Origin of the sequence: Sphaerisporangium fuscum, from assembly GCF_018531465.1 — a bacterium.
Taxonomy (GTDB): domain Bacteria; phylum Actinomycetota; class Actinomycetes; order Streptosporangiales; family Streptosporangiaceae; genus Sphaerisporangium; species Sphaerisporangium fuscum.
Genome location: NZ_JAHDTF010000008.1, coordinates 1 through 22833, shown reverse-complemented (window position 1 = coordinate 22833; position 22833 = coordinate 1). Strand labels below are relative to the sequence as shown.

Genomic DNA, 22833 nt, shown 5'->3' with positions numbered 1-22833 from the left:
GTCAGTCTCCACTCCGTCGCGCCGGCACAGCGGCGGTCTCGTCGATGCCGTCCAGGGAGACGAAGAAGTCGTCGTCCGGCGCGTCGCGGGTGAGGATGGCCTCCTCAATGAGCGCCGCCAGGGATTCGATGGTCGGCGCGGCGAGGAACTCCTGCAGGGGCACCTGCACGCCGAACTCGGTGACCAGCCGGGAGAGCAGCTCGAAGACCACCAGCGAGCCGCCGCCGACCTCGAAGACGCTCTCGCGGACGTCGACGTCGCTCACCGGCAGGATGCTCTGCCACAGCCGGGCGAGGGCCTGCTCGGTGGGGGTGCGCGGCGCGACGCGGTCCTCGGCGGGGGTGTCGCGCCGCAGCACGGGCGTCGGGAGCGCCTTGCGGTCGATCTTGCCGCTGATCGTCCTCGGCAGCTCGGGGAGCGGGACGAACACCGCCGGAACCGCGCTGTCGGGCAGCCGCTCGCGGACGTGGCCGCGCAGGTCCTGCGGGTCGGCGCCGTCGGCGAGCTCCACGAACGCGCACAGGTACGGCACGCCGCTCTCCTCCTCGGCCGCGACCACGGCCGCGTCGGTGACGGACGGGTGCTCGCGCAGCACGCTCTCGACGCCGTCCAGCTCGACGCGGACCCCGCCGATCTTGACCTGGTGGTCCTTGCGGCCGAGGAACTCGAGGGAGCCGTCGGGCAGCAGCCGCCCATAGTCCCCGGTGCGGTAGATCACGTCCTCGGGATCGCCGGTCAGCGGGTTGGTCACGAACGCCCGCGCGGTGGCCTTCGGGTCGCGGTGGTAGCCGAGGGAGCGGTAGGCCGTGCGGATGCAGATCTCGCCGACGGTCCCCTCGGGGGCGGGCTCGTTCAGGCCGTTGAGCAGCAGCACCTCGGCGCCCGGGATCGGCCTGCCGATCGGGATGGACGGGCGCAGCACGTCGGCGTGGGTGACGAAGTGGAAGGTCTTCGTCATCGTCGTCTCCGTCGGCCCGTACAGGTTGAGCAGCTCGACGCCGTCGCCGAACCGGTCGAGGAAGCGGGCGGCGTCGGCGGGCGGCAGCTTCTCCCCCGACATGGCGACGCAGCGCAGCGCGGCGAACTCCCGGTCGCCGGCCGCCGCCTCGCGGATGACGCCGCGCAGCAGCGTCGGCACGCAGTGCACGAGGTTGATCCGCTCCTCGTCGATCCAGCGGGTGAGGACGGACGGGTCGCCCGTCGCCTCGGGCGGGGGGACGCAGACCGTGCCGCCCGTGGTGAGGGGGACGAACACGTCGCGGAGCATGGCGTCGAACGCGGGCGAGGTCACGTGGCTGACCCGCCATCCGGGCTCGACGCCGAGCAGTCCGGTCTCCCAGCGGACGAAGTGGTCGATTCCCCGCAACCTGCCGACGATGCCCTTGGGACGGCCGGTGGAGCCGGAGGTGTAGAAGATGGCGCACGGGTCGTCGGGGCCGGGCGTGTGGCGGGTGACCGGCGCGCCGGTGCCGTCCACGCCGACCCGTACGGCGGCGGGCGCGGCGGCGGCGAGCACCGCGCCGGCGGCATCCTCCACCCCTGAGCCGACGACGGCCCAGCCGGGGTCGCTGTCGCGCAGCATCTGCGCCAGGCGCGGGGCGGGGGCGCTCATGTCCAGCGGCACGAAGACGCCGCCGAGGCGGAGGACGCCGAGCAGCGCGGCGATGATCTCGCGGCGGTCCTCGGCGAGGACGGGGATCGGCGTGCCCGCGCCCGCGCCCGCCGCCTGGAGGGCCGCGGCGACGCCGTCCGCGCGGGCGTCCAGCTCCGCGTACGTCAGCCGTCCCCGCGGGGTCTCGACGGCCACCCGATCGGGCCACCGCTCGATCGCGCGCCCGACGAGCGACTGGATCGCTTCGAAGGCCATCCTGCTTCCTTCCTCTTCTGCCAGGGACGCTCGTCCGATCCGCCCCGCGGGGTTCACGCGTGGCCGGCGAGCCCGAAGGTGTCCAGGAGGATCCCGAACGTCAGGACCACCAGCAGCAGGTCGTCGCCGAGGTGGGGGTGCACCTCGAAGCCCTCGCGCGTGTAGCGGGCCCTGAGGTGGTCGACGACGGCGGGGTCGAAGTAGCCCTGCCGCCTGATCCGGTCGTGGGACAGCATGTCGTTGATCCACTCGATGTTGCGGCGCAGCAGCCGCGGGCTGCCCTGGGCGCGGAACCCGAACTTCTCCCGGCCGATGATCTCCGGCGGGACCAGGCCCTGGGCGACCTGCTTGACCACGTACTTCTCCCCCTGCTCGCCGACCTTCAGGTGCGGGGGGACGGTGGTGGCGAACCGGATGACGTCGATGTCGAGGAACGGGTAGCGGGCCTCGACGGAGTTGGCCAGCGCCATCCGGTCGCCGTGGTCGGACAGCAGGTGGTCCGACAGGCGCAGCTTGAAGTCGAGGTAGGACCGCTGGTCGAGCCGGTTGCGGCCGGCCAGCTGCGCGGTGTCGACCAGCGGGTGGCGCAGGCAGTCGATCTCGGCGAACGCCTCCTGGACGCCTTCGGAGTAGAGCTCCATCTTCGACTCGCGCCAGGCGTGGTAGGAGCGCTCGTAGAACAGGCCGGGGTCGCCCCACAGCTGCCGGCGCACGTCGTCCTCCAGCGCCTCGGCGAGGCCTCCGGCGCCGCGCCCGCCCCGGCCGAACCGGTCGAAGCGGTAGCCGACGTACCCGCCGAACAGCTCGTCGGAGCCCTCCCCGGTGAGGATCACCTTGACGCCGTTGTCGCGGGCCAGGGCCGACAGGGCGAGGGAGCAGGTGTTGTAGGTCTCCTTGACCGGGCACTCGGCGTGCCACACCATGCGCCGCAGCTGCGCCTCGATGTCCGGCGGGGTGAACTCCGTCTCGTGGTGCAGGGAGGCCACCTTGGTCGCCATGAGCCGCTGGTAGGCCGACTCGTCGATCTCGGCGTCGGGGAAGGTGATCGAGAAGGAGTGGGACGGCGGGTGCGTCTGCCCGACCAGGGCGGCGATCAGCGAGGAGTCGAGGCCGCCGCTGAGGTAGAAGCCCACGGGCACGTCGGCCTGCAGGCGGCGCCGCACCGACTGGGCGAGCAGCTCGCGCAGCGTCTCCACGTAGTACTCGTCGGGCCGCGGCGGCTCGCCGTCGAGCGGGAAGTCGAGGTCCCAGTAGCGGTGCTCGCTCACCTCGCCGTCCTCGACCAGCAGGTAGTGGCCGGCCCGGACGCTGCTGACGCCGCGGAACATCGTGCGCGGGCTCACCAGCCCGGGGAAGGTAAGCACCTGGTCGAGCCCGGTGAGGTCGGGCTCGCGGGGCACCCCGGGGTGCTCGAGCACCGTCTTGCCCTCCGAGCCGAACACGAAGTGCTCGCGGGTCCGGGCGTAGTACAGCGGGAGGATGCCGACGTGGTCACGGGCCAGGAACAGCCGGCGCCGCCTGCGGTCGAGGATGGCGAAGGCGAACTGCCCGTTGAGCCGGTCGAGCAGCTCGGTGCCCTCCTCCTCGTACAGGTGGACGAGCACCTCGACGTCGCAGTCGGTGCGGAAGCGGTGGCCCTTGGCGACCAGTTCGGCGCGCAGCTCCCGGTGGTTGAAGATCTCTCCGTTGCACACCGACACCACGGAGCCGTCCTCGCTGAACATCGGCTGGTCGCCGCCGTGCAGGTCGATGATGCTCAGCCGGCGGAACCCCAGGGCCACGCCCTCGCCGAAGAAGCTGCCCTCGGCGTCGGGGCCCCTGTGGATCAGTGTGTCGGTCATCCGGGTCAGTGCCGCCTCGTCGATGGCGCGGCCGTCCCCGAGGGCCATGGACCCCGCGATCCCGCACATTTCCGGTGCGCTCCTTCCAGCTCTACGCGTCGGCGGCGGTCTAGGCGTCGGCGACGGCCGGGACGACCTTCTTGCCGATCACCTCGACCTGCCGCACGGGATCGGGACCGGAGATGATGCCGATCGCGGTGTGGACGCCGAGCCCGGCGAGGCCGCGCAGCTGCTCCGCCAGCTCGCCCGCCTTGGCGCCGTCCTCGCCGGTGTCGAAGGGGAAGATGACGGTCTTCTCGATCGCGTCGTAGTCGCGGCCCTCTGCCTCGCACAGCTCGCGCAGCACCGCGAGCTTGGCGGGCAGGTCGGGCCCGGGGTAGAGGTTGCACGCGTCGGCGTAGCGGGCGACCAGGGGCAGCGTCTTCTTCTCCCCGCCCCCGCCGATCAGGATCGGCGGCCGGGGCCTGCTGATGCTCTGCGGCAGGTTCAGCGGGCGGGCCAGCCGGTAGTGCTTGCCGTCGTAGGGCCGCTCGTCCCCGCGCTCGCCGTCCCACATGCGCAGGCAGATCTGGATCGTCTCCTCCAGCATCTCGAAGCGCTCGGAGAGGGAGGGGTACGGGATGCCGAGGCCGCGCGCCTCGTCCTCGTACCAGCCGACGCCGAGGCCGAGCATGGCGCGGCCGCCGGAGAGCACGTCCAGCGTGGTGACCGCCTTGGCGAGCACGCCGGGCTGCCGGAAGTGCACCCCGGCCACGATCGGCGCGAGCAGGCAGCGCCGCGTGTGGACGGCGAGGGCGGCCAGCGTCGTGAAGCATTCGAGCATCGGCGCCTCGGGGCCGCCCGCGTGGGGGCCCTGCCAGACGTGGTCGCCGACGCCGATGAGGGCGAACCCGGCGTCGTCGGCGGTCTGCCCGATCGCCGCCAGCGTCGCCGCCGTGCGGGCCGCGCCGCCCTCCCAGGCGAAGTCTCCGAGTTCCAACCCAACCTTCATGCCGGTCTCCCGTGATGACGTAGTTCGGTGCCAGGGGTCGGCGGCCGGGGAGGCCGCCGACGTCTTCCGCGTCCGCGGGGCCGGGTGGCGGGTCGGGCTACGCCGGCCGGTACGACAGGACGCACACCCCGGAGTCGAAGACCCGGGTGCCGATGAGCTCCAGGTCGAGGCGGTCCTTGACGCCGTCGAACATCGGCTTGCCGTCGCCGAGCACGACCGGGTGGACCCAGACGCGGTACTCGTCGATCAGGCCGAGCCGCATGAGGCTCTGCGCGAAGGCGGCGCTGCCGTAGATCAGCATGTCCCTGCCGGGCCGCCGCTTCAGCTCCGCGATCTCCTCGGCGGCGTCGCCCCCGGCCACACGTGTGTTGTTCCATTCGGCCGTCTTCAGGGTGCGGGAGAAGACGACCTTGGCGATGCCGTTCATCTTGTCGGCGAACTCGCCGGTCTCGGCGGGCCAGGCCCGCGCGAAGAGCTCGTAGGTGATTCGCCCGAGCAGCAGGGTGTCGACCTCGTCCAGTTGCTCGTCGGCGTACCGCTCCATGTCGTCGCCGAAGACGTCGATGTTCCAGTCGTTCTCGCCGTTCGGCCCCTCGATGAAGCCGTCCAGCGTGACGAACGTCGACAGGATGAGCTTTCTCATGGCTTGGCCAGGTACTCCGCCAGGCAGTCGAAGAAGCTGCCCCAGCCCTCGACGGCCTTGGGCACGGTCTCGGCCGGCAGATAGCCGACCTGGAGGAACTTCATCTCGGTGCCGCCGTCGCGCTCGGTGAAGGTGAGGGTGACGAGCTCCTCGCCCTCTCCCGCCTCGCTGCGCGCCAGGAACTCCGGGTCCAGCGGGTCGCCGAGGGTGAACGACAGCCGCTCGGGCCGCACGAGTTCACGGTAGACGCCGAAGAACGGCTGCTCGACGCGCTCGGTCTCCTCGGTGGCCTCCATCACGATGGTGGCCTTCCAGTGGCCGCCCGGGCGGGCGTCGATCTCGACGGTCTCCCGCGGGCTGTGGGTGCCCCTCGGCCCCCACCACTGCGCGAAGGCGTCGGCGACCGTCCAGGCGTCGAACACCCGCTCGCGGGGGGCGTCGAACACGCGGGTGATCGCGACCTCCTGGAGCGACACCTCGGGGTTCGTGGTCTCGGTCAACGGCTTTCCTTCCTGTCAGGGGGAGTCGAGCCCGCCGAATCGGGCATCGTGGCCAGACTGGCACGCCACCTGTTCAGCGGGCTTCTCCTGAAGTGCCGTCCGCGGGTCAGTGCACGTCGGCGGGGACGCGGGCCTTCAGCCGCACCGGCAGGCTCCGGTGGCCGTTCATGATGAACGTCGGCAGCGGCTGCAGCTCCTCGGCCGGGACGGCGAGGCTGATCTCGGGGAACCGCTCGAACAGCGTGGACAGGCCGATCGACCCGACCAGGCGCGCGATGCCGGCGCCCAGGCAGAAGTGCGGGCCGTAGCCGAAGGAGATGTGCTCCTTGTCGGCGCGGGTGATGTCGAACTCGCAGGCGCTGCCGCCGTGCACCTCGGGGTCACGGCCGGCGGCGGTGTAGTTCACGAGGATCGGGTCGCCCTTGCGGATGAGGACGCCCTCCCCCAGGTCGACGTCGTCGGCGGCGAACCGCAGCGGCAGGCTCGCCAGCGGCGCCTGAACGCGCAGCACCTCTTCGAGCACGTTGTCCCAGGACAGGCGGCCGGAGGTGACCAGCTCCAGCTGCTCGGGGTGGGTGAGGAGCTGGGTGACGGCGTTGCCGAGGAAGTTGATCGTCGTCTCCGACCCGGCGCCCAGGATGGCGAAGATGGTGTCGGTCAGCTCGCCCTCGGTGAGCTTGGAGCCGTCCTCGTCGTCCCGCGCGGCGATCAGGTCGCTGGTGATGTCCTCGGCGGGGTTGGCGCGCTTGCCGGCGATGAAGTCGGCCATCGCGTCGCGCCAGCCCATGAGGATCGAGTGCGCCACCTCGGGGCTGACGGTGGTGTCGACCATCATGTTGATCACGGGCGCCGTCTTGGCCAGCGCGGTCTCGTCCATGCCGATGATGTCGGCGACCAGGCGGGCGGGCAGCGGGTAGGCGAACCGCTCGCGCAGGTCGACCACCTCGCCCGGCTCGGTGTCGGCCAGGCCGTCGAGGATCTCGTTGGTGAGCTCCACGATGCGCGGCCGGATCGCCTCGATGCGGCGCGGGGTGAAGGCCTTGCCGACCAGCCTGCGCAGCCGCTTGTGGTCGTTGCCCCAGGACGTCGAGATGTTGTCCATCGCGACCCAGCTGATCAGCTCCCAGTCGGGGCGGATCTCCCCGTTGGTGAAGGCCGGCCAGTGGGCGCGGGCGCTCTTGGTGACGCGGGGGTCGGTCAGCAGCTTGCGCAGCACGTTGTTGCCGGTGACGTACCAGGCGACCACGCCGCCGGGCAGCTCGACCTGGGTGGCGGGTCCGAGCGGGCGCAGGCGCTCGGCCTCGGCGTGGATGTCCTTGCCGGTGATGTCGAGGGCGACGGGGCAGCGATTCTCCATGGATTTCTCCAAGACGGTGTTCGGCGGGTCCGAGGAAGAGGAGGAAGAGCCGCTATTCCGGAAGCCTGATCGACAGCGCGTGGCGGAACACCTCGCGCGGGTCGTAACGCTTCTTGACGGCCTGCAGGCGGGGGTAGTTGTCCTTGTAGTAGAGGGTGTGCCAGGGCACGCCGGAGGTGTTCAGCTCCGGGTCTGCCAGGTCGGCGTCGGGGTAGTTGATGTAGGCGCCGTCGCTGATCTCGTCCGGACCGGGCACGCCGCCGCTGTCGGCGTACACGTCGCGGTACAGGTCGCGGATCAGGCCGATGTTGGTCTCGTCGTCCGCCTCGCTCGCCCAGGCGCCGAGGTAGGCCGCCTTGAGGATCGAGTCGCGCTGCGCGGTCGCCGTGGCGTCCGGGGCGACCGTGTTGACCTGGCCGCCGTATCCGACGAGCAGCACCTGCGTGGGGTTGTACACCTCGCCGGTGAAGTGCTTGTGGATCGCGGCGATCTGCCGGTCGGTGTAGCCCTTGCGCAGGTACGCCGCCTTGATCTTGAAGCGCCGCACGCCAGGGTTGCCCGGGTCGCCGTAGCCGGGATAGGCCGCCGCGTACAGCCAGGGCTGGACCTCCTGGAACCGCATCGCCGGCTCGACGCCCACGCCCGCCGCGACGTCGTCGAGGAACGCGGTCATCAGCGCCTCGGCGTCCGGGACGCCGTCGTCGATCAGGGCGCCCACCATGAGGCCGGGCTGCGTGGAGGAGTGGGTGCCGTGGAAGTACGGGAACAGCCGGGCCTGCGGGGTGCCGGGGGCGCTGTTCTCCTCGCACCAGGTGCCGAAGTTGCGCAGCAGCGTGGTGAAGCTCTGCTCGGTCATGCCCTCCCACGACCAGATGGCGACGCCGCTGCGGGTCGCCGACGGGGCCTTGGGCAGCAGCTCGGCCGGGTTGGAGGAGGTGGCGCCGGGGCTGCGCATCCAGTAGCGGGTGACCACGCCGAAGTTGCCGCCCCCGCCGCCGGTGTGCGCCCACCACAGGTCGCGGTGCGGGTCGTCCTCCTCGCGGGTGGCCACGATCGCCCGCGCCCGGCCGTCCTCGTCCACCACGACGACCTCGACGGCGTACAGGTAGTCGACGACCGCGCCGTAGCTGCGCGACAGGGGGCCGAAGCCGCCGCCCGCGAAGTGCCCGCCCACGCCGACGTCCGGGCACATCCCGGCCGGGACGGTGACGCCCCAGCCCTTGAACAGCACCCGGAAGACGTGCCCGAGCATCGCGCCGGCCTCGATGGCGAACGCCCGCCGGCCGCTGTCGTAGTAGACGTTCGTCATCTCCGAGACGTCCAGCAGGACCTTGACCTCGGGGTTGGCGATGAAGTTCTCCAGGCCGTGCCCGCCGCTGCGCACGGCGATGCGCTTGCCGGCGGCGACCGCCTCGTTGACCGCGTCGACGACCTGCTCGGTGGTGGTCACCACCCGGACGTAGTCCGGCCGGCCCACGTGGCGGTGGTTGGTGCCGCGCAGCATGCTGTCGTAGCGGGGGTCGTCCGGGGTGATGGTGGACGGGCCGAACGCCGGGACGTACCTCGCCTCCACCCCGGCGGGCGGGCCGGTCGCGACACCCCCCGCGCCGTTGGGCAAACCGCGGCTGTGTACCTCGGTCATATTCGTTCCTCCAATGGCGGCCGGCGGTCTCGGCGTCACCGCCCCGGCCGGACACGATCAGCTCGGCTCCCAACAGCCTGCGCCCGGCCGTATCGGGGTGTCATCTCCCGATGTGCTCTTTCAAAAGCGGCCCGAATTCACCTCGGCCGCGCGATTCACCCCGCCTGCGGAAACGACGGGAGACAGCAACCGTAAAGATGCGGACGCCGGCCAGGACGCCGACCATTGGGCGCAGGAAAGCCCGCGTTTCCGCACCTCGTGAGCCTGGCCGCCTCGAATTCCGCGACCAGGCCGATCGGGCTGCCCGGGCTCAGCCATGTCGGTCTCCACGAAAGGATGAGCACGTGAACGAGGCGAACCCGACCGGCAAAATCGTCATCGACGCCCGGTTCTCCGGTTACACGTTCCCGAACTTCCTCGATCCCATCAAGAAACGGGCCGCGGAATTCGAGAAGGCCCATCCCCGGTATCGGATCGACGTCAGCAGCTCCTACTTCCAGAACCTCGCCGAGGACATCTCGCGCGACACCTGGGAGGGGCGGCCGCCGACGATGGCGTCCTACTACAGCGGCGCCACCCAGCTCGCCCGCGACACCCTCACCCGCGAGGGCCGGCCGCTGTTCACCTCGGTGGAGAAGGCGATCGGCGGGCGGACGGAGATCCTCGGGCATCCGGTGGTGCTCGGCGACGTCGTGGACGCCGGTCGGCACTTCTACACGATCGACGGCACGTTCGCGGCCATGCCGGTGACGCTTTCGACGATGCAGATGTACACCAACACCACGCTGCTGCGCGCCGCGGGCGTCGAGGAGGTGCCGCGCACCTGGCAGGAGATCGACGCCGCCTGCGAGGCGGTCGCCAAGCTGGAGGACGGCCCCTCGCACGCCATCAGCTGGGCCAACGACGGCAAGTTCTTCCAGCAGATGATGGCCCACCAGGGCGCCCTGCTGACCGACAACGACAACGGCCGCACCGGCCGCGCCACCAGGGTCGACCTGCGCTCGCCCGAGATGGTGGCCTACGTCATGTGGTGGGCCCGCCTGCACCGGGACGGCCACTACCTGCACACCGGCAAGCTGGAGGACTGGGCGGGCTCGTCCAAGGCCTTCGCCGACCAGCAGGTGGTCTTCCGCTTCAGCTCGTCGTTCGAGGCGCCCTACATGGTGCGGGCCGGGCAGGAGAACGGCTTCGAGGTGGCGGTCACGCCGACGCCGTACAACGGCGACATCCCCTTCGCCGGCAACTGGATCGGCGGGGACGCCATGTGGCTCGCCGACGGGCTCGACGAGGAGACCCGCGACGGCGCCCTCGCCTTCATGCAGTACCTCAACAGCCCGCGCAACGCCGCCGAGTGGCACAAGGTGTACGGCTCGGCCCCGGTGACGAACGCGGCGGCCGCGCTGCTGGAGAGCGAGGGCTGGTTCGACGAGCACCCCTACCACCGGGTGGCCGTCGACCAGCTGAACATGACGACCGGCGCCCCGGGTGGGCAGGGGGCGATGCTCGGCCACTTCGCCCAGATCCAGCACGCGATGATGTACGCCCTGGAGGACATCATGGCGCTCGGCGCCGACCCGGCCGAGCGGTGGGCCAGGGCCGCCGCCGAGGCCGACAGGCTGCTCGACGACTACGGGACGCACTGCCTGGCGACCGGCCCGCGTCCCGCCCACTGCCTGCTCATCGACAGCTGAGCGATCCGTCGAGGCCAGGGGCCGCTCCGTCCGGAGCGGCCCCTGCTCGTTCCGCCACACGTGCGAAGGCCGCCGTCCCTTCCAGGACGGCGGCCTTCGTGGTACGGCCGGGGACGCTCAGGACCCCACCGGGCGCCGGCGGCGCGGCAGGCCGATGTCGCGGCCCTCGGTGTGGTACAGCCACCACTGCACGAGGATGAGGTTGAAGACCCACCCGGTCCAGCGGGCGGCCTCCAGCATGTAGGTGAACCCGACCTCCCACGGCATTCTCATCAGCACGTTGACGATCAGCACGCCCCAGATGTTGTTCATGATGATGGCGAAGCTGTAGAGCATGAAGCGGCGGTGCAGGTCGTAGCGGCCCTTGCGGGCGTAGACGACGGCGGCCACCGTGAAGACGATCCAGAGGGTCGTCGCGGCGGCGACGCCGATCTGGCCGACGGGCGGCGCGAAGCGCACGATGATCAGGCCGCAGGTGCCGCCGACGACCGCGCCAAGCACGTACACCCGGCCGCTCGCCCGGTGCACCGCCGGGTGGCGGCGGCGCAGCCACGGCCACACCTGGAAGCAGGCGCTGATGATGGCCAGCGTCCCCGACACCATGTGCACCACGAGCAGCGGGTAGTAGGCGGGGAAGCCGTCGTGCGGCGGCGTCGGCGCCTTGCTCTCCGGAACGTACGGCGAGATCTGGTAGATCAGGTACGCCGCGACGACCACCATCAGCGGGACGATCCACGGGCGGCGCCACCAGCGCGGCCGCGCGGCCGCTGCGTGGAGCGGGGCGGCCGGGCGCGCCTGCGCGCCGGCGTTCCGCGTGTCAAGGGTCACGGTTGTCTCCTCCTGCTCGACGAGGCCCGGCATCGAGCCGTTCATGGGTCGCCGTCACGGACGCAGGACGTAGCTGACGTCCGGGGGCTGCTTTCCGGCGAGCACGTCGCCGAAGACGTCGGCGATGGCCTCGGGTCCCTGCGCCTGCTCGATCGTGAGCCACGACGTGGTGCTCTCGAGGAAGCGCCGCTCGGACCTGGCGTACCGCGCGTAGTAGTTCTCCGGGCCTTCCTCCTCGGCGGTCTGCCACTCGACGGCCGGGGTGAAGAACACCTCGGCCGCCGGTCCCCGCAGGCCGGGGGGCGGCGGGACGGCGGCCCCGGGGTGGGTGAAGCCGATCAGGGTGGTGTTGACCAGGTCGTCGGCGAAGCGGTCGGCGACGGCGAGCCGCCAGGCGGCCTCGCCCGTGCCGTCCACGAAGACGGCCGGCGCGGTCACCTCCACCGTGGCCAGGTCCTCGTAGGCGGCCACCGTGTCGTACAGGCCGAGGCTCTCGACGAACGCGACGTTGCGCGAGGAGGTGATCCCGATGGCCCGCAGGCCGAGGTTACGGGCGGCGGCCTCCTCGACCATGCCGATGGCGACCTTGCTGGAGGCGCTGGTGACCAGCACCGACCGGGCGCCGTTCGCGGCCTGGCGCTGGAGCATGTCCGCCAGGGTGTAGGCCGCGGGGTAGACCGGGTGGACGAGGGCCCGGCGGTCGTCCAGGGCGTCGGGCTCGCCGGCGCGCTCGAAGTGCCAGTACCAGGGGTGCAGGAAGTGCCGCTGCGGCGTGGCGTCGGCGAACCCGCGCGGGGTCACCTGGGGCGCCACGACGTGGTGGGTCGACATGGGCATGTACCCGAAGTACCGGTCGCCCACGTTGATCTCGGGGTGGCGGGACTCCTCGACGCGCGCGAACCCCCAGACGGGCACGCGGCCGTACCCCTCGGGGCCGGGAAACGCGTTCCAGAAAGGAATGTCGGAATCGCCGAAACGCGCGTAGGTGGCGTTGTTCGTCGTGAGGCCGAATTTCTCGACCACGAGGCTCACCTCGCCGTCGGCCAGGCGAGGAGAGGAGGCCTCCCGGAGCTCGCTCACCGTCAGATCGTCGCGCTTGAAAACCAGATCCCATCTGTCCGGCTGAGGCACGGTCATCTCCCTCTCCGTCGCGCGGTGTTGCGTGAAGTCGACTCTCGCCACATGGTTCTCCCGGGTCGTTCCGGGACGCATCTTTTGGATTGCGCGGCGCGGGGCCGGCGCCTGGAGGAGGGCAAGACCGCAATACGGAATATGTGGGCGCAGGCAGGGACGGCCACGCTGGTGTCTACCGGCTCGGTGGATGGCGGCCGCCTGACCCGTCAGTGCGCTCGGTGCCCCCGCTCGATCGAGTCCCCGTGTGCCCGAACGTGGAAAGGCACTGACATGGTGCAATTATCGAAACAATCCGAGGTGCGGCCGGATATCACGAAGACCCGGCTGAACTCGCTGACGGGAATGCGAATGCTCGCCGCCATCGGCGTGTTCGCCTTCCACGCCCTGTGCACGACCGTGTTCGCCTCCAAGGACTGGCAGATGATGCCCGTCCGCGGCCGCTACGCCGACCTGTTCTGGCAGGGCAACTGGGCCAGCGTCAGCTTCTTCTTCCTGCTCAGCGGTTTCGTGCTCACCTGGTCGATGCGTCCGGGCGACACGACCACGACGTTCTGGCGGCGGCGGATCTTCAAGATCTGGCCGAACCACCTGCTGACGTTCGTCGCGGCGGTGATCCTCTTCGTGGGCGTGTCGAAGATGGCCTTCGACCTCAAGGCGGCGGTCCTCAACGCCACCCTGCTGCACTCGTTCTTCCCGCAGCTGGAGATCTGGACGAGCTTCAACTCGGTCTCCTGGTCGCTGTCGAACGAGGCCTTCTTCTACTTCCTGTTCCCGTTCCTGATCCGCTACATCGGGCGCATCCGGCCGGAGCGGCTGTGGTTGTGGGCGGGTGTCGTGGTGGCGGCCATCCTCGCCGTCCCGCTGATCGCCACGCTGCTGCCCGGCGGGCCCTACCAGCCGTGGACGCAGTCGGCGCACCTGCAGTTCTGGTTCACCTCGAAGTTCCCGCCGGTGCGGCTGCTGGAGTTCGTCCTCGGCATCATCCTGGCCCGGATCGTCATCACGGGCAGGAAGATCCCCCTGGGCCTCGGCGGCGCGACCGCGCTCACCGTCCTCGCCTACGTGGCCGGCCCGCACCTGCCCCTGACCTACCCGCAGGTGGCCGCGACCGTGATCCCGCTCTCCCTGGTCATCCTCGCCGCGGCGTCCGATGACGTGGCGGGCAGGAAGAACTGGCTCGGCAGCCGTGTGATGGTGTGGCTCGGCGAGGTGTCCTTCGCCTTCTACATGTGCCACCTGCTGGTCCTGATCTACGGCCCGCAGTTGCTGGGGAACCGGAGCTACGGCACACCGGTCGCGATCGGCGTCATCGCGCTGCTGTTCCTCACGGCCCTCGGTGTCGCGGCGCTGATGTTCCACCTCGTGGAGAGCCCGATCATGCGGCGCTTCGCCACCTCGCGCCGCCGCGCCCGCCTGGCCCGCAACGGGGCGCCGCCGCCCCCGCTGCCGGACCTGCCCCTCGCCTCGACCTCCTCGTCGCCGCCCGCCGGGAACGACGACGTCTGATCTCCACGAGCCGGGGCGTCCGGAGCCGGTCACTGCGTCGGGTCCGGCTCCGGGCGTCCCTTCCCCTCCTGCGCGCAAGCACTAGGCGCCGGTGGCCGGGCGTTCCTCCAGGGCGGCGACCATGTCCTCGAGGCGGCCGAGGGCGCCGAAGGTGCCGAAGACGTCCATGTAGTCACGGGTCTCGACGATCTCGCCGCCGCGGACGCGCAGCATGAGCACGCCGCGGGCCCGGAACGGCCGTGCGTCCGGCAGGACTTCGCCGACGCCCTCCCACTCCCCGAAGACCACCTCGGGATCGGCTCCCTCCTGCACGACGACGTCGCTGATCTCTCTCAGCCGCACGGGGCTGGGGTCCCAGGCCTGGTGGTAGCACGCCCGGACCTCCTCGCGGCCGTTGAGGCGCGCGGGGAACCCGGGCGCCGGGAACGGGAAATCGTGGACGGCGTCGGCGGCGTACAGGTCGGCCAGGTCGTCGGCCGACCGGTCGACCATGGCGCGGTGGTAGCGGGTCAGCACTTCACGCGGTGTCGGCCGGCTTTCCGGCATGGGTGTCCCCTGTTCGCTCAACGGATGTTGACTCAACGAGCGTAGAGCGAAAGTCCGGAGCAGGTCAACGCCGGTAGAGTCGGCGCTGTGGAGGACCCGCCGCCGACGACCCGCACGCAGCGCAGGCAGCAGACCGAGCAGAGAATCCTGTCCGCCGCCCGCCGGATGTTCGGCGAGCGCGGCTACGAACGCGCCACCATCCGCGCCGTCGCCGCGGCGGCGAAGGTCGACCCGGCCCTGGTCATGCAGTACTTCGGCTCCAAGCAGGAGCTGTTCGAGCGGGCGGCGCGGATGCCGTCCGTCCCTCCCCTCGAAGGCACCCTGGAGGAGCTCACCGAGGAGCTGCTCACCCGGATCGGCATGAAGCTCGGCTCCATCCCCGAGGCCTCCCTGGCGACGATGCGCTCGATGCTCACCCACCCGGAGGCGGCCGAGCGCGCCCGCGCGGCGCTGGACGGCCAGATCGCGCAGGCCGGCGCCGCCATCGAAGCCGAGGACGCCGAGTTGCGCGCCGCGCTGATGATCAGCACGATGCTCGGCGTGACGATCGCCCACCAGTTGCTCGACCTGACGGCGCTGCGCGGCGTACCCACCGAGAAGATCGCCGGCCTGCTCCGCCCCTCCCTGAGAACGTTGGCTGCGCTCCCCCCGGACGCCCAGGGTTGAGGGCCGTACGCCCGCCCCACGTGTCCGGAACATGGACGGGCACCGGCGATCGCGGGGGCGGTGTGGCAGGCTGATGGCCGTGGTCGGCGACGAGCGCTGCGCACCGGCACCGGATGCCATCGGGACAGAGGCGGCACCGCGCGGGGACACCGCGGACGGGCTGTCATTCGGGGTTCTGGGACCCTTGCAGGTCGAGCGGGACGGCCGGCGGGTGCGGCTGGGACCTCGGCTGGTGGAGCTGTTGTCGCTGTTGCTGCTGGAGGCCGGCCGGGCGGTGCCGGCGGTACGGCTGGCGGAGTTGCTGGGGGCGCCGTCCGGGGTGGCGGGGTCTCTCGTCACCCTGCGCAGCCACGTGTCGCACCTGCGACGGGCACTCGCGCCCAGTGGTGGACCGGGCGGCGGGCATGGCGCGGTGGTGACCGTGGGGCGCGGAGCGGGGATCGGGTACCGGCTGGACGTCGCCGCGGAGGCGGTCGACGCCCGGCGTTTCGAGCAGGCGTGCGCGGAGGGGCGGCGGCTGCTGGAGGCGGGCGGGGAGCGTGACGTACGCGCCGCCGTGACCGTTCTCACCGACGGGTTGGCGCTGTGGCGCGGTACGCCGTTCGCCGAGGTGGCGGACCGAGGGTTCGGCCTGCCGGAGCGGGCGCGGCTCGAGATGCTGCGCAGGACGGCGTGGCTGTCGCAGGCGGAGGCCTTGTCCCGGCTGGGGCGGCACGGTGAGGCGGCGGCGCGGCTGGCGGCGGCGGTGGCCGCCGAGCCGTACGACGAGCGGCTGCGCGCCGAGCTGGTGCTTGCGCTGTACGCCCAGGGGCGGGTGGCCGAGGCGGCCGAGGTGTGCCGTGACGGGCTGTCCCTGCTGAGCCACCGGGGCCTCGACTCCCCCGAGCTGCAGGAGCTGCAACGCCTGGTACTGCGCAGAGAGTTACCCGGGCCGCCGCCGGGATCCGGAGCCGCCCCGCCGCCGGCTCCGGCTCCGTCGGAAGCGATGCCGCTTCTGCCGCCTCCGCCCCGGCCGCACTGGTTCGTCGGCCGTGCCGGCGCCCTGGAGGAGGCGGTGCGCCGATTATGCGGTCCGGAGCCGTGGCAGCGGGGTGTCCTGGTGGTGACCGGGTTACCGGGGGTCGGCAAGACCAGCTTCGCCGTACGGGTGGCCCACCAGGTCGCCGATCACTTCCCCGACGGGCAGTTGCACATCGACCTGCACGGCTTCGACCCCTCCGGCACCGTGCTGGAACCCCAGGAGGCGCTTCGCATCCTGCTGGAAGCCCTCGGCGTGCCGCCGGAACGCGTCCCTGACGGCGTCCCCGCCCAGCGCGGCCTGTACCGCGACCGGCTGGCCGGCCGTCGCGTCCTGGTCGTGCTGGACAACGCCCGCGACGAGGAACACCTGCGCCACCTGCTGCCCGACACCCCCGGGTGCGCGGTGATCGTGACCAGCCGCAGCCGGCTGCCCGGCCTGATCGTCACCCAAGGCGCCCACCCGCTCACCCTCGACGTCCTACCGCCCGCCGAAGCCGAGGAACTCCTGATCCACCGGCTCGGCGAGGAGCGGGTACGGGCCGAGCCGGACGCGGTCCAGGACATCATCGCCCGGTGCGCCCGGCTGCCGCTGGCGCTGTCCATCGTCGCCGCGCGCGCCGCCGTCCACCCCTCCTTCACGCTGCGCACCCTGGCCGACGAGCTGGCCGACGTCGACGCCGACCTCGGCATCCTGAACGCGGGCCACGCCCCCGCCGACATCCGCGCGGTCTTCTCCTGCTCCTACCGCGCCGTCAGCCCCGACGCCGCACGCCTGTTCCGGCTGCTGGGCCTGCACATCGGCACCGATCTCACCGCCGAGGTCGCCGCCGGCCTCGCCGGCGCCCCCGCCGTCCGCGTCCGGCCGCTGCTGGCCGAGCTGGCCCGCTCCCACCTGGTCACCGAACACCGGCCCGGCCGATATCTGCTCCACGACCTGCTGCGCGCCTACGCCGCCGAACTGGCCGCCACGGAGTGCGCCGAGCCGGAACGGCAGGCCGCCCGCCGGCGGCTCCTCGACCACTACCTGCACACCGCCTACCGCGCCGAACGACTGCTGTGGCCCCACCGCGAGCCGATCGACCTCCCACCCCCCGCCCGCGGCGTGGACCCCGGACAGATCACCACCGAGGAGCAGGCCCTGGCATGGCTCGCCGCCGAGCACGTCACCCTGCTCGCGGCCGTGCCGTGGGCCGCCTCCATCGGCCTGGACACCCACGCCTGGCAGCTCTCCTGGAGCATCCACACCTACCTCGGCCGGCAGGGACGCTGGCGCGACCAGCTGGCCGTCCAGCAGGTCGCCCACCAGGCCGCACGACGGCTCGGCGACTCGAGGGCGCTGGCGGTGTCGGCGCGCGACCTCGCCATCGTCCTCACCCAGGTGGGCGAGCACGACGAGGCGCTCGGCCACCTCCGGCACGCCCTCTCGCTGTACCACGAGCTGGGCGATCTCGTGGGGCAGGGGCACACCCACCTCAGCTTCGGCTGGGTGTGCGAGTGCCTGGACCAGCGTGAGCAGGCGCTGGCGCACGACCGTCGGGCGCTGGAGCTGTTCCGCGCCGCCGACCACAAGAGCGGGCAGGGCCGGGCCCTCAACGCGGTGGGCTGGGACTACGTCCTGCTCGGGCATCACCGGACCGCCATCGGCTACTGCCAGGAGGCGCTGACGCTGCAGCAGGCGCTCGGCAACAGCCCCGGCGAGGCCCGCGCCTGGGACAGCCTGGGCTACGCCCACCACCATCTGGGCGACCACGACCAGGCGGTCACCTGCTACCACCGCGGTCTGGAGCACTACCGCAAGGGCGGCGACCGGTACGGCGAGGTGGAGACGCTGATCCACCTGGGGGACGCCCACCACGCCGCCGGCCGTCCCGCGGAGGCGTCCGGGGCCTGGCGGGACGCCCTGGTCATCCTGGACGAGATGGGCCATCCCGACGCCGAGGAGATCCGCGGGAAGCTCCGCCGGCTGGACGAGGACGGTTCCGGGGCGCCGTCCCGCTGACCCCGGCTCACCGGCAGGCGGCCCGCACGCGCCGGACGTCCGTCACGCGGCTTCCACGCTGTTTCCACTCAGATGCCGGACATTGGACACGCCCACCCGAGCAGGCCGACCTACCTGGGGGTTGCGTGGAGATCCTGGAGTTGCGCACCGCGGACCTGGCGATCGAGGACAGGTTCCCCTACTGGCTGGAGATGGCGTCGCAGACGCACGTGCCGTCGTTCATCAGCACCGACCACGCGGCGGACTTCGAGGCGTCGGTGCGCGTGCTCGACCTCGGCGGGCTCCAGGTGTCGGCGCTGAGCCATCCCACGGTGCGCGTGGCCCGTCCCACCAGGCTCGTCAGGCAGTGCGACCCGGAGGTGTTCCAGCTCCACCTGTTCACCGGCGGCACCGGCGCACTGACCCAATCCGGCCGGGAGGCCGTGTTCGGCGTGCGGGAGTTCCTCCTCATCGACTCCTCCCGGCCCTACAACGGGTGGCGGGCGGCCGGCGGGGCCGGTCTCGCCGAGGGGCTGGTCGTGCAGTTCCCCCGGGCGGCACTGGCGCTCGGGCCCGAGCTCGTCGGCCGGCTCGTCGCGACGCCGCTCCCCGGCCAGGGCGGGATCGGCGGCGTGCTGGCCGGACATCTCACGGACCTGATGGCGAACGCCGAGGGCTACACCCCGGGGGACAGGGCGGCGCTGGCCTCCGTCACGCTCGACCTGATCGCGGCCGTCTGCGCCCACCATCTGGAGGCCGCCACCGCGCTGTCGCCGGAGTCACGGCGCCACGCCCTGCTGTCGCTGGTCCACGGCTTCATCCGTCAGCGGCTCGGCGACCCCGATCTGAACGCCGAGACCATCGCCGCCGCGCACCAGATCTCCGTCCGCCACCTGTACAAGCTGTTCCAGGAGCAGGGCGTCGGCGTGGCGGCCTGGATCCGCCGCTGCCGGCTGGAGCGGTGCCGTCACGACCTCGCCGACCCGCGGCAGCGTTCCCGTCCGGTCCAGGCCGTCGCCCGCCGCTGGGGCTTCACCGACGGCGCGCACTTCAGCCGTGCCTTCCGGGCGGAGTACGGCGTCTCTCCCCGCGACTACCGCAACCTGGCCGCCGACCTCGACGGCGACCAGGCAGGACCCTCATGATCACCGGGCAGGGCCTTCACAGCGACCGGGCGAGCCGGAACCCGAGGTCGTCGATGCGGAAGGTGGGATGGCTCCTGCGCCGGCACGACGCCCGGCATCCTCGCGGCGGCTCGTACCAGCCTCCGCCGCGGAACACGCGGTAGGGGCCGTAGACGGCGGGGTCGTAGACGTCCCAGCACCACTCCCACACGTTGCCGATCATGTCGTGGAGACCCCACGCGTTCGGCGCCCTGGTCCCCACGTCGTGCACCACGCCGCCGGAGTTGCCCCGGTACCAGGCGATCTCGTCCAGCTCTCCGTAGCGGACGCCCGACGTCCCGGCCCGGCAGGCGTACTCCCACTCCGCCTCGGACGGCAGGCGGTAGCCACCGGCCTCCCAGTGGCAGACCACGTCCAGCCCGTCGGGATCGTCCCCGAGGGAGTAGCAGGGCTCCAGCCCTGCCGTCTCCGAGAGCAGGTTGCAGAACCGGACGGCGTCCAGCCAGGACACGCCCGTCACCGGCGTGCGCGGCCCCGCCGGGCTCGCCGGCGCCTCGCCCATGACGGCGGCGTACAGCTCGCGGGTCACGGGATGCGGCGCGAGCAGCAGGGCCCGGACCTCGGCCGTCCAGTTCGTCCTCGTCCCCTCGTCCCGCAGGAGGATCTTCCCGGCGGGGATGGCGGCCATCGGCCCGGGAAGCGGCGTCGGGTTCGTCACAGGTCCTTCCTCAGAGATCGGTGCGGCGCCGCCGCTCAGGCGAGCACGCCGCCGCCGTCCTGGAGCACGGCTTCGAGCAGGTTCAGCACGTCGGCGGTGGCGGCGGCGCCGCCGAGTATCACGATCTTCATGCGGGCCCGCTCCTCGTCGTGCACGGTCTGGACGTTCAGCGGCCGCGCGGGATCGTGTGCGGTGTGCACCGCGGCCAGGACCAGCGTGCCGAGCCGGTCGGCCGTGTGCCGGTCGAGACCGTCGATCTGCACGATGCTGGACACCTCCACGCGGGCGAGGCCGGTGGGCGGGTCCGGCGCCTGCCGCGGCCGTCCGATCAGCGCCTCGAGGTCGGCGTGGGCGATGCGGTACTGCTTGCCGATCCGCACGGCGTTGAGCCGGCCCGTACGGATGTAGCCGCGCACCGTGCGCACGTGCAGGCCGAGCCGTTCGGCCACCTGCTCGACCGAGTACATTTCTTGCTTCATCGCTCCCTAACTTAGGCCATGAAAGGAGTGATGAGGACGTTTGGGGTAGCCCGCTGGCGATGCGAGGCGGACACGGCTAAGATTCCGACCGTCTGGACGGTCGGGAGGATGGCCTGTGCGAGATCGGATACTGGACGCCGCCGAGCGGACGCTGGTGGCGGGAGGCGCCGACGCGATCCGGCTCGACGCGGTCGCCAAGGAGGCCGGCGTCAGCAAGGGCGGCCTGCTGCACCACTTCAGGTCCAAGCAGGCGCTGGTCGAAGGGGTGCTCGAACGCCTGGTGGACCGGTTCGAGGCGGAACTGCCCCCGCCCGGATCACCGCCCGGCGCGTTCACCCGGGCCTACCTGACCGCCACCATCCCCGACGCCGACACACCCGCCCTCGGGCACGCCGACCAGGTGTCGGTGGCCGTGCTGGCGGGGATGTCCGGAGGTCCGGAGGTGCTCGCCGCCCTCCGGCACCGCTACGAGAGCTGGCAGCGCCGCGTCGAGGACGACGGCCTCGACCCCGCGCTGGCCACCCTGGTCCGGCTCGCCGTCGACGGCTGGTGGACCGCCCGGCTGCTGGACCTGGCCCCACCGCACGGCGACCTGCACGTCCAGGTGCGCGCCCGGCTCATCGAGATGATCGACGGAGAACGCTGATGCCCTACCTGCTGCTCGCCCTGGCGATCGTCTCCGAGGTGACCGCCACACTGTCGCTGCGGGCCTCGGAGGGGCTGTCCAAGGCCGGCCCGTCCGTGGTCGTGGTGGTCGGTTACCTCGTCTCCTTCTTCCTGATGGCCAAGGCGCTCACGTCGCTGAACGTCGGCCCCGTGTACGCCATCTGGTCCGCGCTCGGCACGGTGGGCGCGTTCGTCGGCGGGGTGATGCTGTTCGGCGAGCCCGCCCGGCCGATGACGATCGTGGGGGCGGGGATCGTGGTCGCCGGCGTGGTCGTGATGAGCCTCGGCGGAGGGATCAGCCACCAGTGAGCAGCGTTCCCCGCCGGGATGGCGAGAAGGTCCTCCGGGCGACGAGGGTGGCCATGGCGGTGGCCGACGTGGGCTTCCTGCTCTACTGGGCGGTGGTGTTCGCCGGGCTCATCCCGTCCGAGCTGGCGTACAAGGACTACGCCGACCCGATCCTGCGGGACTGGAACCTGTCGTTCGTCGCGCTCGACCTGGCCGCGAGCCTCACCGGGCTCGCCGGCCTGTGCCGCACCCCCGTGTCGCGCCCGCTGATCACCGTGTCGCTCACCCTGACGAGCACGGCGGGCCTGCAGGCCGTCGCGTTCTGGGCGCTGCGCGGCGACTTCAGCCTCACCTGGTGGCTGCCGAACCTGTTCCTGCTGCTGTTCCCCTTGCCCGCCCTCGTCGTCCTGACCCGGCGCCCCCGCGAGCGCGCCGCCTGACCGGGCGCGGTCAGGGCCGGTCGCTCCCCCAGTCCCACAGAGCCTGGAGCACGGGGCCGAGGCGGCGCCCGTGCGGGGTCAGCGCGTAGCGCACCCGGGGCGGCCAGCCGGGCCGCCGGAGACGGTCGAGCACCCCGGCCTCGGTCAGCTGCGCGAGCCGGTCGGACAGCACCTTGTCCGACAGCGCGGGCAGCGCCTCGCGCAGCTCGCTGTAGGTGCGCTCGCCCCGCAGCAGTTCCCGGACCACCAGGGTCGTCCAGCGCCCCCGCAGGGTCGCGAGCGTGATCTCCACCGGGCAGGACGCGGTCGGCTCGGCGACCCCCGCCCGGGGGTCGTCGGGCAGCCCCGGCCGGACGGCGTGACCAACCGTTTGGTGAGCCACGAAGGCGCCTCCTAGCGTTGCCGCTTGCTTTCCCCTGTTTCTACTCGAAGGAGTGCGAGCATGACGGCACTGGCCCGGCGCCCCGAGGACGTCCCCCTGGTCTTCGCCGAGCGGTTCAACAGCGGCGACGCGCGGGCGGTGGCGGAGGTGTACGAAAGCGGCGCCGTCTTCGTCCCCGAAGAGGGACCGGCCGTGACGGGCGAGGAACTGCACGCCGCGAACGCGCGCTTCCTGTCCCTCGGCCTGCCGATCACCGTCCGGCCGCGCCATGTCCACGCCGCCGGCGACACGGCCCTGCTCATCGTCGACTGGACCATCTCCGGCACCGGCCCGGACGGGGAGGCCGTGCGCATCGAGGGGACCGCCACCGACGTCGCCCGCCGCGGGTCCGACGGCTTCTGGCGCTACATCGTCGACAGCCCGTTCGGCACGCGGTGAGCGGCCCGGCAGCACGTCGCCGCGGGGGGCCCGGGGGGCGCCCCCGGGACGGGGGGGAGGGGGGTGCCCGGTTGGGGGGTGAGCCGCC

Annotated in this window: 23 protein-coding genes; 10 read left to right on the top strand and 13 right to left on the bottom strand. The window is 72.0% G+C overall.

Annotated elements, in window-relative coordinates; all coding sequences use genetic code 11:
• Position 1: 1 nt before the first annotated feature.
• From KIK05_RS10925 to KIK05_RS10895, 7 genes are all read right to left on the bottom strand, one after another.
• Positions 2-1867 carry a non-ribosomal peptide synthetase gene (locus KIK05_RS10925; protein WP_214410523.1) on the bottom strand — a complete coding sequence of 622 codons (1866 nt, stop codon included), beginning with the start codon at positions 1865-1867 and terminating at the stop codon, positions 2-4.
• A gap of 53 nt (positions 1868-1920) precedes the next feature.
• Positions 1921-3777, bottom strand: a complete 1857-nt coding sequence (asnB, locus tag KIK05_RS10920) for an asparagine synthase (glutamine-hydrolyzing) (RefSeq protein ID WP_214410522.1) — start codon at positions 3775-3777, stop codon at positions 1921-1923.
• Between the two features lie 40 nt (positions 3778-3817).
• On the bottom strand, positions 3818-4699 hold the full coding sequence (locus tag KIK05_RS10915; protein WP_214410521.1) for an LLM class F420-dependent oxidoreductase: 882 nt from the start codon (positions 4697-4699) through the stop codon (positions 3818-3820).
• Positions 4700-4796: 97 nt separating this feature from the next.
• Positions 4797-5342: a dihydrofolate reductase family protein gene (locus tag KIK05_RS10910; protein WP_214410520.1), complete on the bottom strand. Its 546-nt coding sequence runs from the start codon at positions 5340-5342 to the stop codon at positions 4797-4799.
• Positions 5339-5842, bottom strand: coding sequence for an SRPBCC family protein (locus KIK05_RS10905; protein WP_214410519.1), 504 nt, complete (start codon positions 5840-5842; stop codon positions 5339-5341). The genes KIK05_RS10910 and KIK05_RS10905 overlap by 4 nt, the downstream gene beginning before the upstream one ends.
• Before the next feature lie 106 nt (positions 5843-5948).
• Positions 5949-7199, bottom strand: a complete 1251-nt coding sequence (locus tag KIK05_RS10900) for a cytochrome P450 family protein (RefSeq protein WP_214410518.1) — start codon at positions 7197-7199, stop codon at positions 5949-5951.
• A 52-nt stretch (positions 7200-7251) separates the two neighbouring features.
• Positions 7252-8841, bottom strand: coding sequence for an FAD-binding oxidoreductase (locus tag KIK05_RS10895; protein ID WP_214410517.1), 1590 nt, complete (start codon positions 8839-8841; stop codon positions 7252-7254).
• Between the two features lie 13 nt (positions 8842-8854).
• Between KIK05_RS10895 and KIK05_RS10890 the strand changes: the two genes are divergently transcribed.
• Both KIK05_RS10890 and KIK05_RS10885 read left to right on the top strand, forming a co-directional pair.
• Entirely contained in the window at positions 8855-9103 is a 249-nt protein-coding gene (locus KIK05_RS10890) for a hypothetical protein (protein WP_214410516.1), read from the top strand.
• Between the two features lie 82 nt (positions 9104-9185).
• Positions 9186-10532, top strand: coding sequence for an extracellular solute-binding protein (locus KIK05_RS10885; protein ID WP_214410515.1), 1347 nt, complete (start codon positions 9186-9188; stop codon positions 10530-10532).
• Between the two features lie 117 nt (positions 10533-10649).
• On the opposite strand, the gene KIK05_RS10880 is transcribed toward KIK05_RS10885, so the two are convergent.
• Entirely contained in the window at positions 10650-11360 is a 711-nt protein-coding gene (locus KIK05_RS10880) for a DUF2306 domain-containing protein (RefSeq protein ID WP_214410514.1), read from the bottom strand.
• A gap of 54 nt (positions 11361-11414) precedes the next feature.
• On the bottom strand, positions 11415-12497 hold the full coding sequence (locus tag KIK05_RS10875; RefSeq protein ID WP_214410513.1) for a DUF2855 family protein: 1083 nt from the start codon (positions 12495-12497) through the stop codon (positions 11415-11417).
• A 45-nt stretch (positions 12498-12542) separates the two neighbouring features.
• Here KIK05_RS10875 and KIK05_RS10870 point away from each other — a divergent pair, with 45 nt between their 5' ends.
• On the top strand, positions 12543-14000 hold the full coding sequence (locus KIK05_RS10870) for an acyltransferase family protein (protein WP_308249854.1): 1458 nt from the start codon (positions 12543-12545) through the stop codon (positions 13998-14000).
• Positions 14001-14081: 81 nt separating this feature from the next.
• On the opposite strand, the gene KIK05_RS10865 is transcribed toward KIK05_RS10870, so the two are convergent.
• The gene (locus KIK05_RS10865; RefSeq protein ID WP_214410511.1) at positions 14082-14546 is read right to left on the bottom strand and encodes a nuclear transport factor 2 family protein; all 465 of its coding nucleotides are present in this window, start codon (positions 14544-14546) and stop codon (positions 14082-14084) included.
• Between the two features lie 87 nt (positions 14547-14633).
• On the opposite strand from KIK05_RS10865, the gene KIK05_RS10860 reads away from it, so the two are divergent.
• The 3 genes from KIK05_RS10860 (at position 14634) to KIK05_RS10850 (ending at position 19355) form a co-directional block, all read left to right on the top strand.
• Positions 14634-15212, top strand: coding sequence for a TetR/AcrR family transcriptional regulator (locus KIK05_RS10860; RefSeq protein ID WP_214410510.1), 579 nt, complete (start codon positions 14634-14636; stop codon positions 15210-15212).
• A gap of 184 nt (positions 15213-15396) precedes the next feature.
• Positions 15397-18231 carry an ATP-binding protein gene (locus KIK05_RS48055; protein ID WP_214410509.1) on the top strand — a complete coding sequence of 945 codons (2835 nt, stop codon included), beginning with the start codon at positions 15397-15399 and terminating at the stop codon, positions 18229-18231.
• Positions 18232-18356: 125 nt separating this feature from the next.
• Positions 18357-19355, top strand: a complete 999-nt coding sequence (locus tag KIK05_RS10850) for a helix-turn-helix domain-containing protein (protein ID WP_214410508.1) — start codon at positions 18357-18359, stop codon at positions 19353-19355.
• 16 nt (positions 19356-19371) lie between these two features.
• Here KIK05_RS10850 and KIK05_RS10845 read toward each other — a convergent pair whose 3' ends face one another.
• Positions 19372-20022 (bottom strand): formylglycine-generating enzyme family protein, encoded by a 651-nt coding sequence (locus KIK05_RS10845; protein ID WP_214410745.1) that lies wholly within the window; start codon positions 20020-20022, stop codon positions 19372-19374.
• Between the two features lie 65 nt (positions 20023-20087).
• Positions 20088-20531 carry a helix-turn-helix domain-containing protein gene (locus KIK05_RS10840; protein ID WP_214410507.1) on the bottom strand — a complete coding sequence of 148 codons (444 nt, stop codon included), beginning with the start codon at positions 20529-20531 and terminating at the stop codon, positions 20088-20090.
• A 115-nt stretch (positions 20532-20646) separates the two neighbouring features.
• Here KIK05_RS10840 and KIK05_RS10835 point away from each other — a divergent pair, with 115 nt between their 5' ends.
• Genes KIK05_RS10835 through KIK05_RS10825 form a run of 3 tightly spaced genes read left to right on the top strand, consistent with a single transcriptional unit; the run spans position 20647 to position 21925 of the window.
• Positions 20647-21177, top strand: a complete 531-nt coding sequence (locus KIK05_RS10835) for a TetR/AcrR family transcriptional regulator (RefSeq protein WP_214410506.1) — start codon at positions 20647-20649, stop codon at positions 21175-21177.
• Positions 21177-21506 (top strand): DMT family transporter, encoded by a 330-nt coding sequence (locus tag KIK05_RS10830; RefSeq protein WP_214410505.1) that lies wholly within the window; start codon positions 21177-21179, stop codon positions 21504-21506. Before KIK05_RS10835 ends, KIK05_RS10830 begins: the two co-directional genes overlap by 1 nt.
• Positions 21503-21925 (top strand): DUF5360 family protein, encoded by a 423-nt coding sequence (locus KIK05_RS10825; protein ID WP_214410504.1) that lies wholly within the window; start codon positions 21503-21505, stop codon positions 21923-21925. Before KIK05_RS10830 ends, KIK05_RS10825 begins: the two co-directional genes overlap by 4 nt.
• Before the next feature lie 10 nt (positions 21926-21935).
• On the opposite strand, the gene KIK05_RS10820 is transcribed toward KIK05_RS10825, so the two are convergent.
• The gene (locus KIK05_RS10820) at positions 21936-22307 is read right to left on the bottom strand and encodes a winged helix-turn-helix transcriptional regulator (RefSeq protein ID WP_214410503.1); all 372 of its coding nucleotides are present in this window, start codon (positions 22305-22307) and stop codon (positions 21936-21938) included.
• A 60-nt stretch (positions 22308-22367) separates the two neighbouring features.
• Here KIK05_RS10820 and KIK05_RS10815 point away from each other — a divergent pair, with 60 nt between their 5' ends.
• Positions 22368-22745, top strand: coding sequence for a YybH family protein (locus tag KIK05_RS10815; protein ID WP_214410502.1), 378 nt, complete (start codon positions 22368-22370; stop codon positions 22743-22745).
• The last annotated feature ends 88 nt before the right edge of the window (positions 22746-22833 follow it).

Excerpts from the sequence above, each read along its gene's own strand:
- KIK05_RS10925 (WP_214410523.1), bottom strand. The coding sequence starts at position 1,867 with ATGGCCTTCGAAGCGATCCAGTCGCTCGTCGGGCGCGCGATCGAGCGG.
- asnB (WP_214410522.1), bottom strand. The coding sequence starts at position 3,777 with ATGTGCGGGATCGCGGGGTCCATGGCCCTCGGGGACGGCCGCGCCATC.
- KIK05_RS10915 (WP_214410521.1), bottom strand. The coding sequence starts at position 4,699 with ATGAAGGTTGGGTTGGAACTCGGAGACTTCGCCTGGGAGGGCGGCGCG.
- KIK05_RS10910 (WP_214410520.1), bottom strand. The coding sequence starts at position 5,342 with ATGAGAAAGCTCATCCTGTCGACGTTCGTCACGCTGGACGGCTTCATC.
- KIK05_RS10900 (WP_214410518.1), bottom strand. The coding sequence starts at position 7,199 with ATGGAGAATCGCTGCCCCGTCGCCCTCGACATCACCGGCAAGGACATC.
- KIK05_RS10895 (WP_214410517.1), bottom strand. The coding sequence starts at position 8,841 with ATGACCGAGGTACACAGCCGCGGTTTGCCCAACGGCGCGGGGGGTGTC.
- KIK05_RS10890 (WP_214410516.1), top strand. The coding sequence starts at position 8,855 with ATGGCGGCCGGCGGTCTCGGCGTCACCGCCCCGGCCGGACACGATCAG.
- KIK05_RS10875 (WP_214410513.1), bottom strand. The coding sequence starts at position 12,497 with ATGACCGTGCCTCAGCCGGACAGATGGGATCTGGTTTTCAAGCGCGAC.
- KIK05_RS10870 (WP_308249854.1), top strand. The coding sequence starts at position 12,543 with ATGGTTCTCCCGGGTCGTTCCGGGACGCATCTTTTGGATTGCGCGGCG.
- KIK05_RS10865 (WP_214410511.1), bottom strand. The coding sequence starts at position 14,546 with ATGCCGGAAAGCCGGCCGACACCGCGTGAAGTGCTGACCCGCTACCAC.
- KIK05_RS10845 (WP_214410745.1), bottom strand. The coding sequence starts at position 20,022 with ATGGCCGCCATCCCCGCCGGGAAGATCCTCCTGCGGGACGAGGGGACG.
- KIK05_RS10840 (WP_214410507.1), bottom strand. The coding sequence starts at position 20,531 with ATGAAGCAAGAAATGTACTCGGTCGAGCAGGTGGCCGAACGGCTCGGC.
- KIK05_RS10830 (WP_214410505.1), top strand. The coding sequence starts at position 21,177 with ATGCCCTACCTGCTGCTCGCCCTGGCGATCGTCTCCGAGGTGACCGCC.
- KIK05_RS10815 (WP_214410502.1), top strand. The coding sequence starts at position 22,368 with ATGACGGCACTGGCCCGGCGCCCCGAGGACGTCCCCCTGGTCTTCGCC.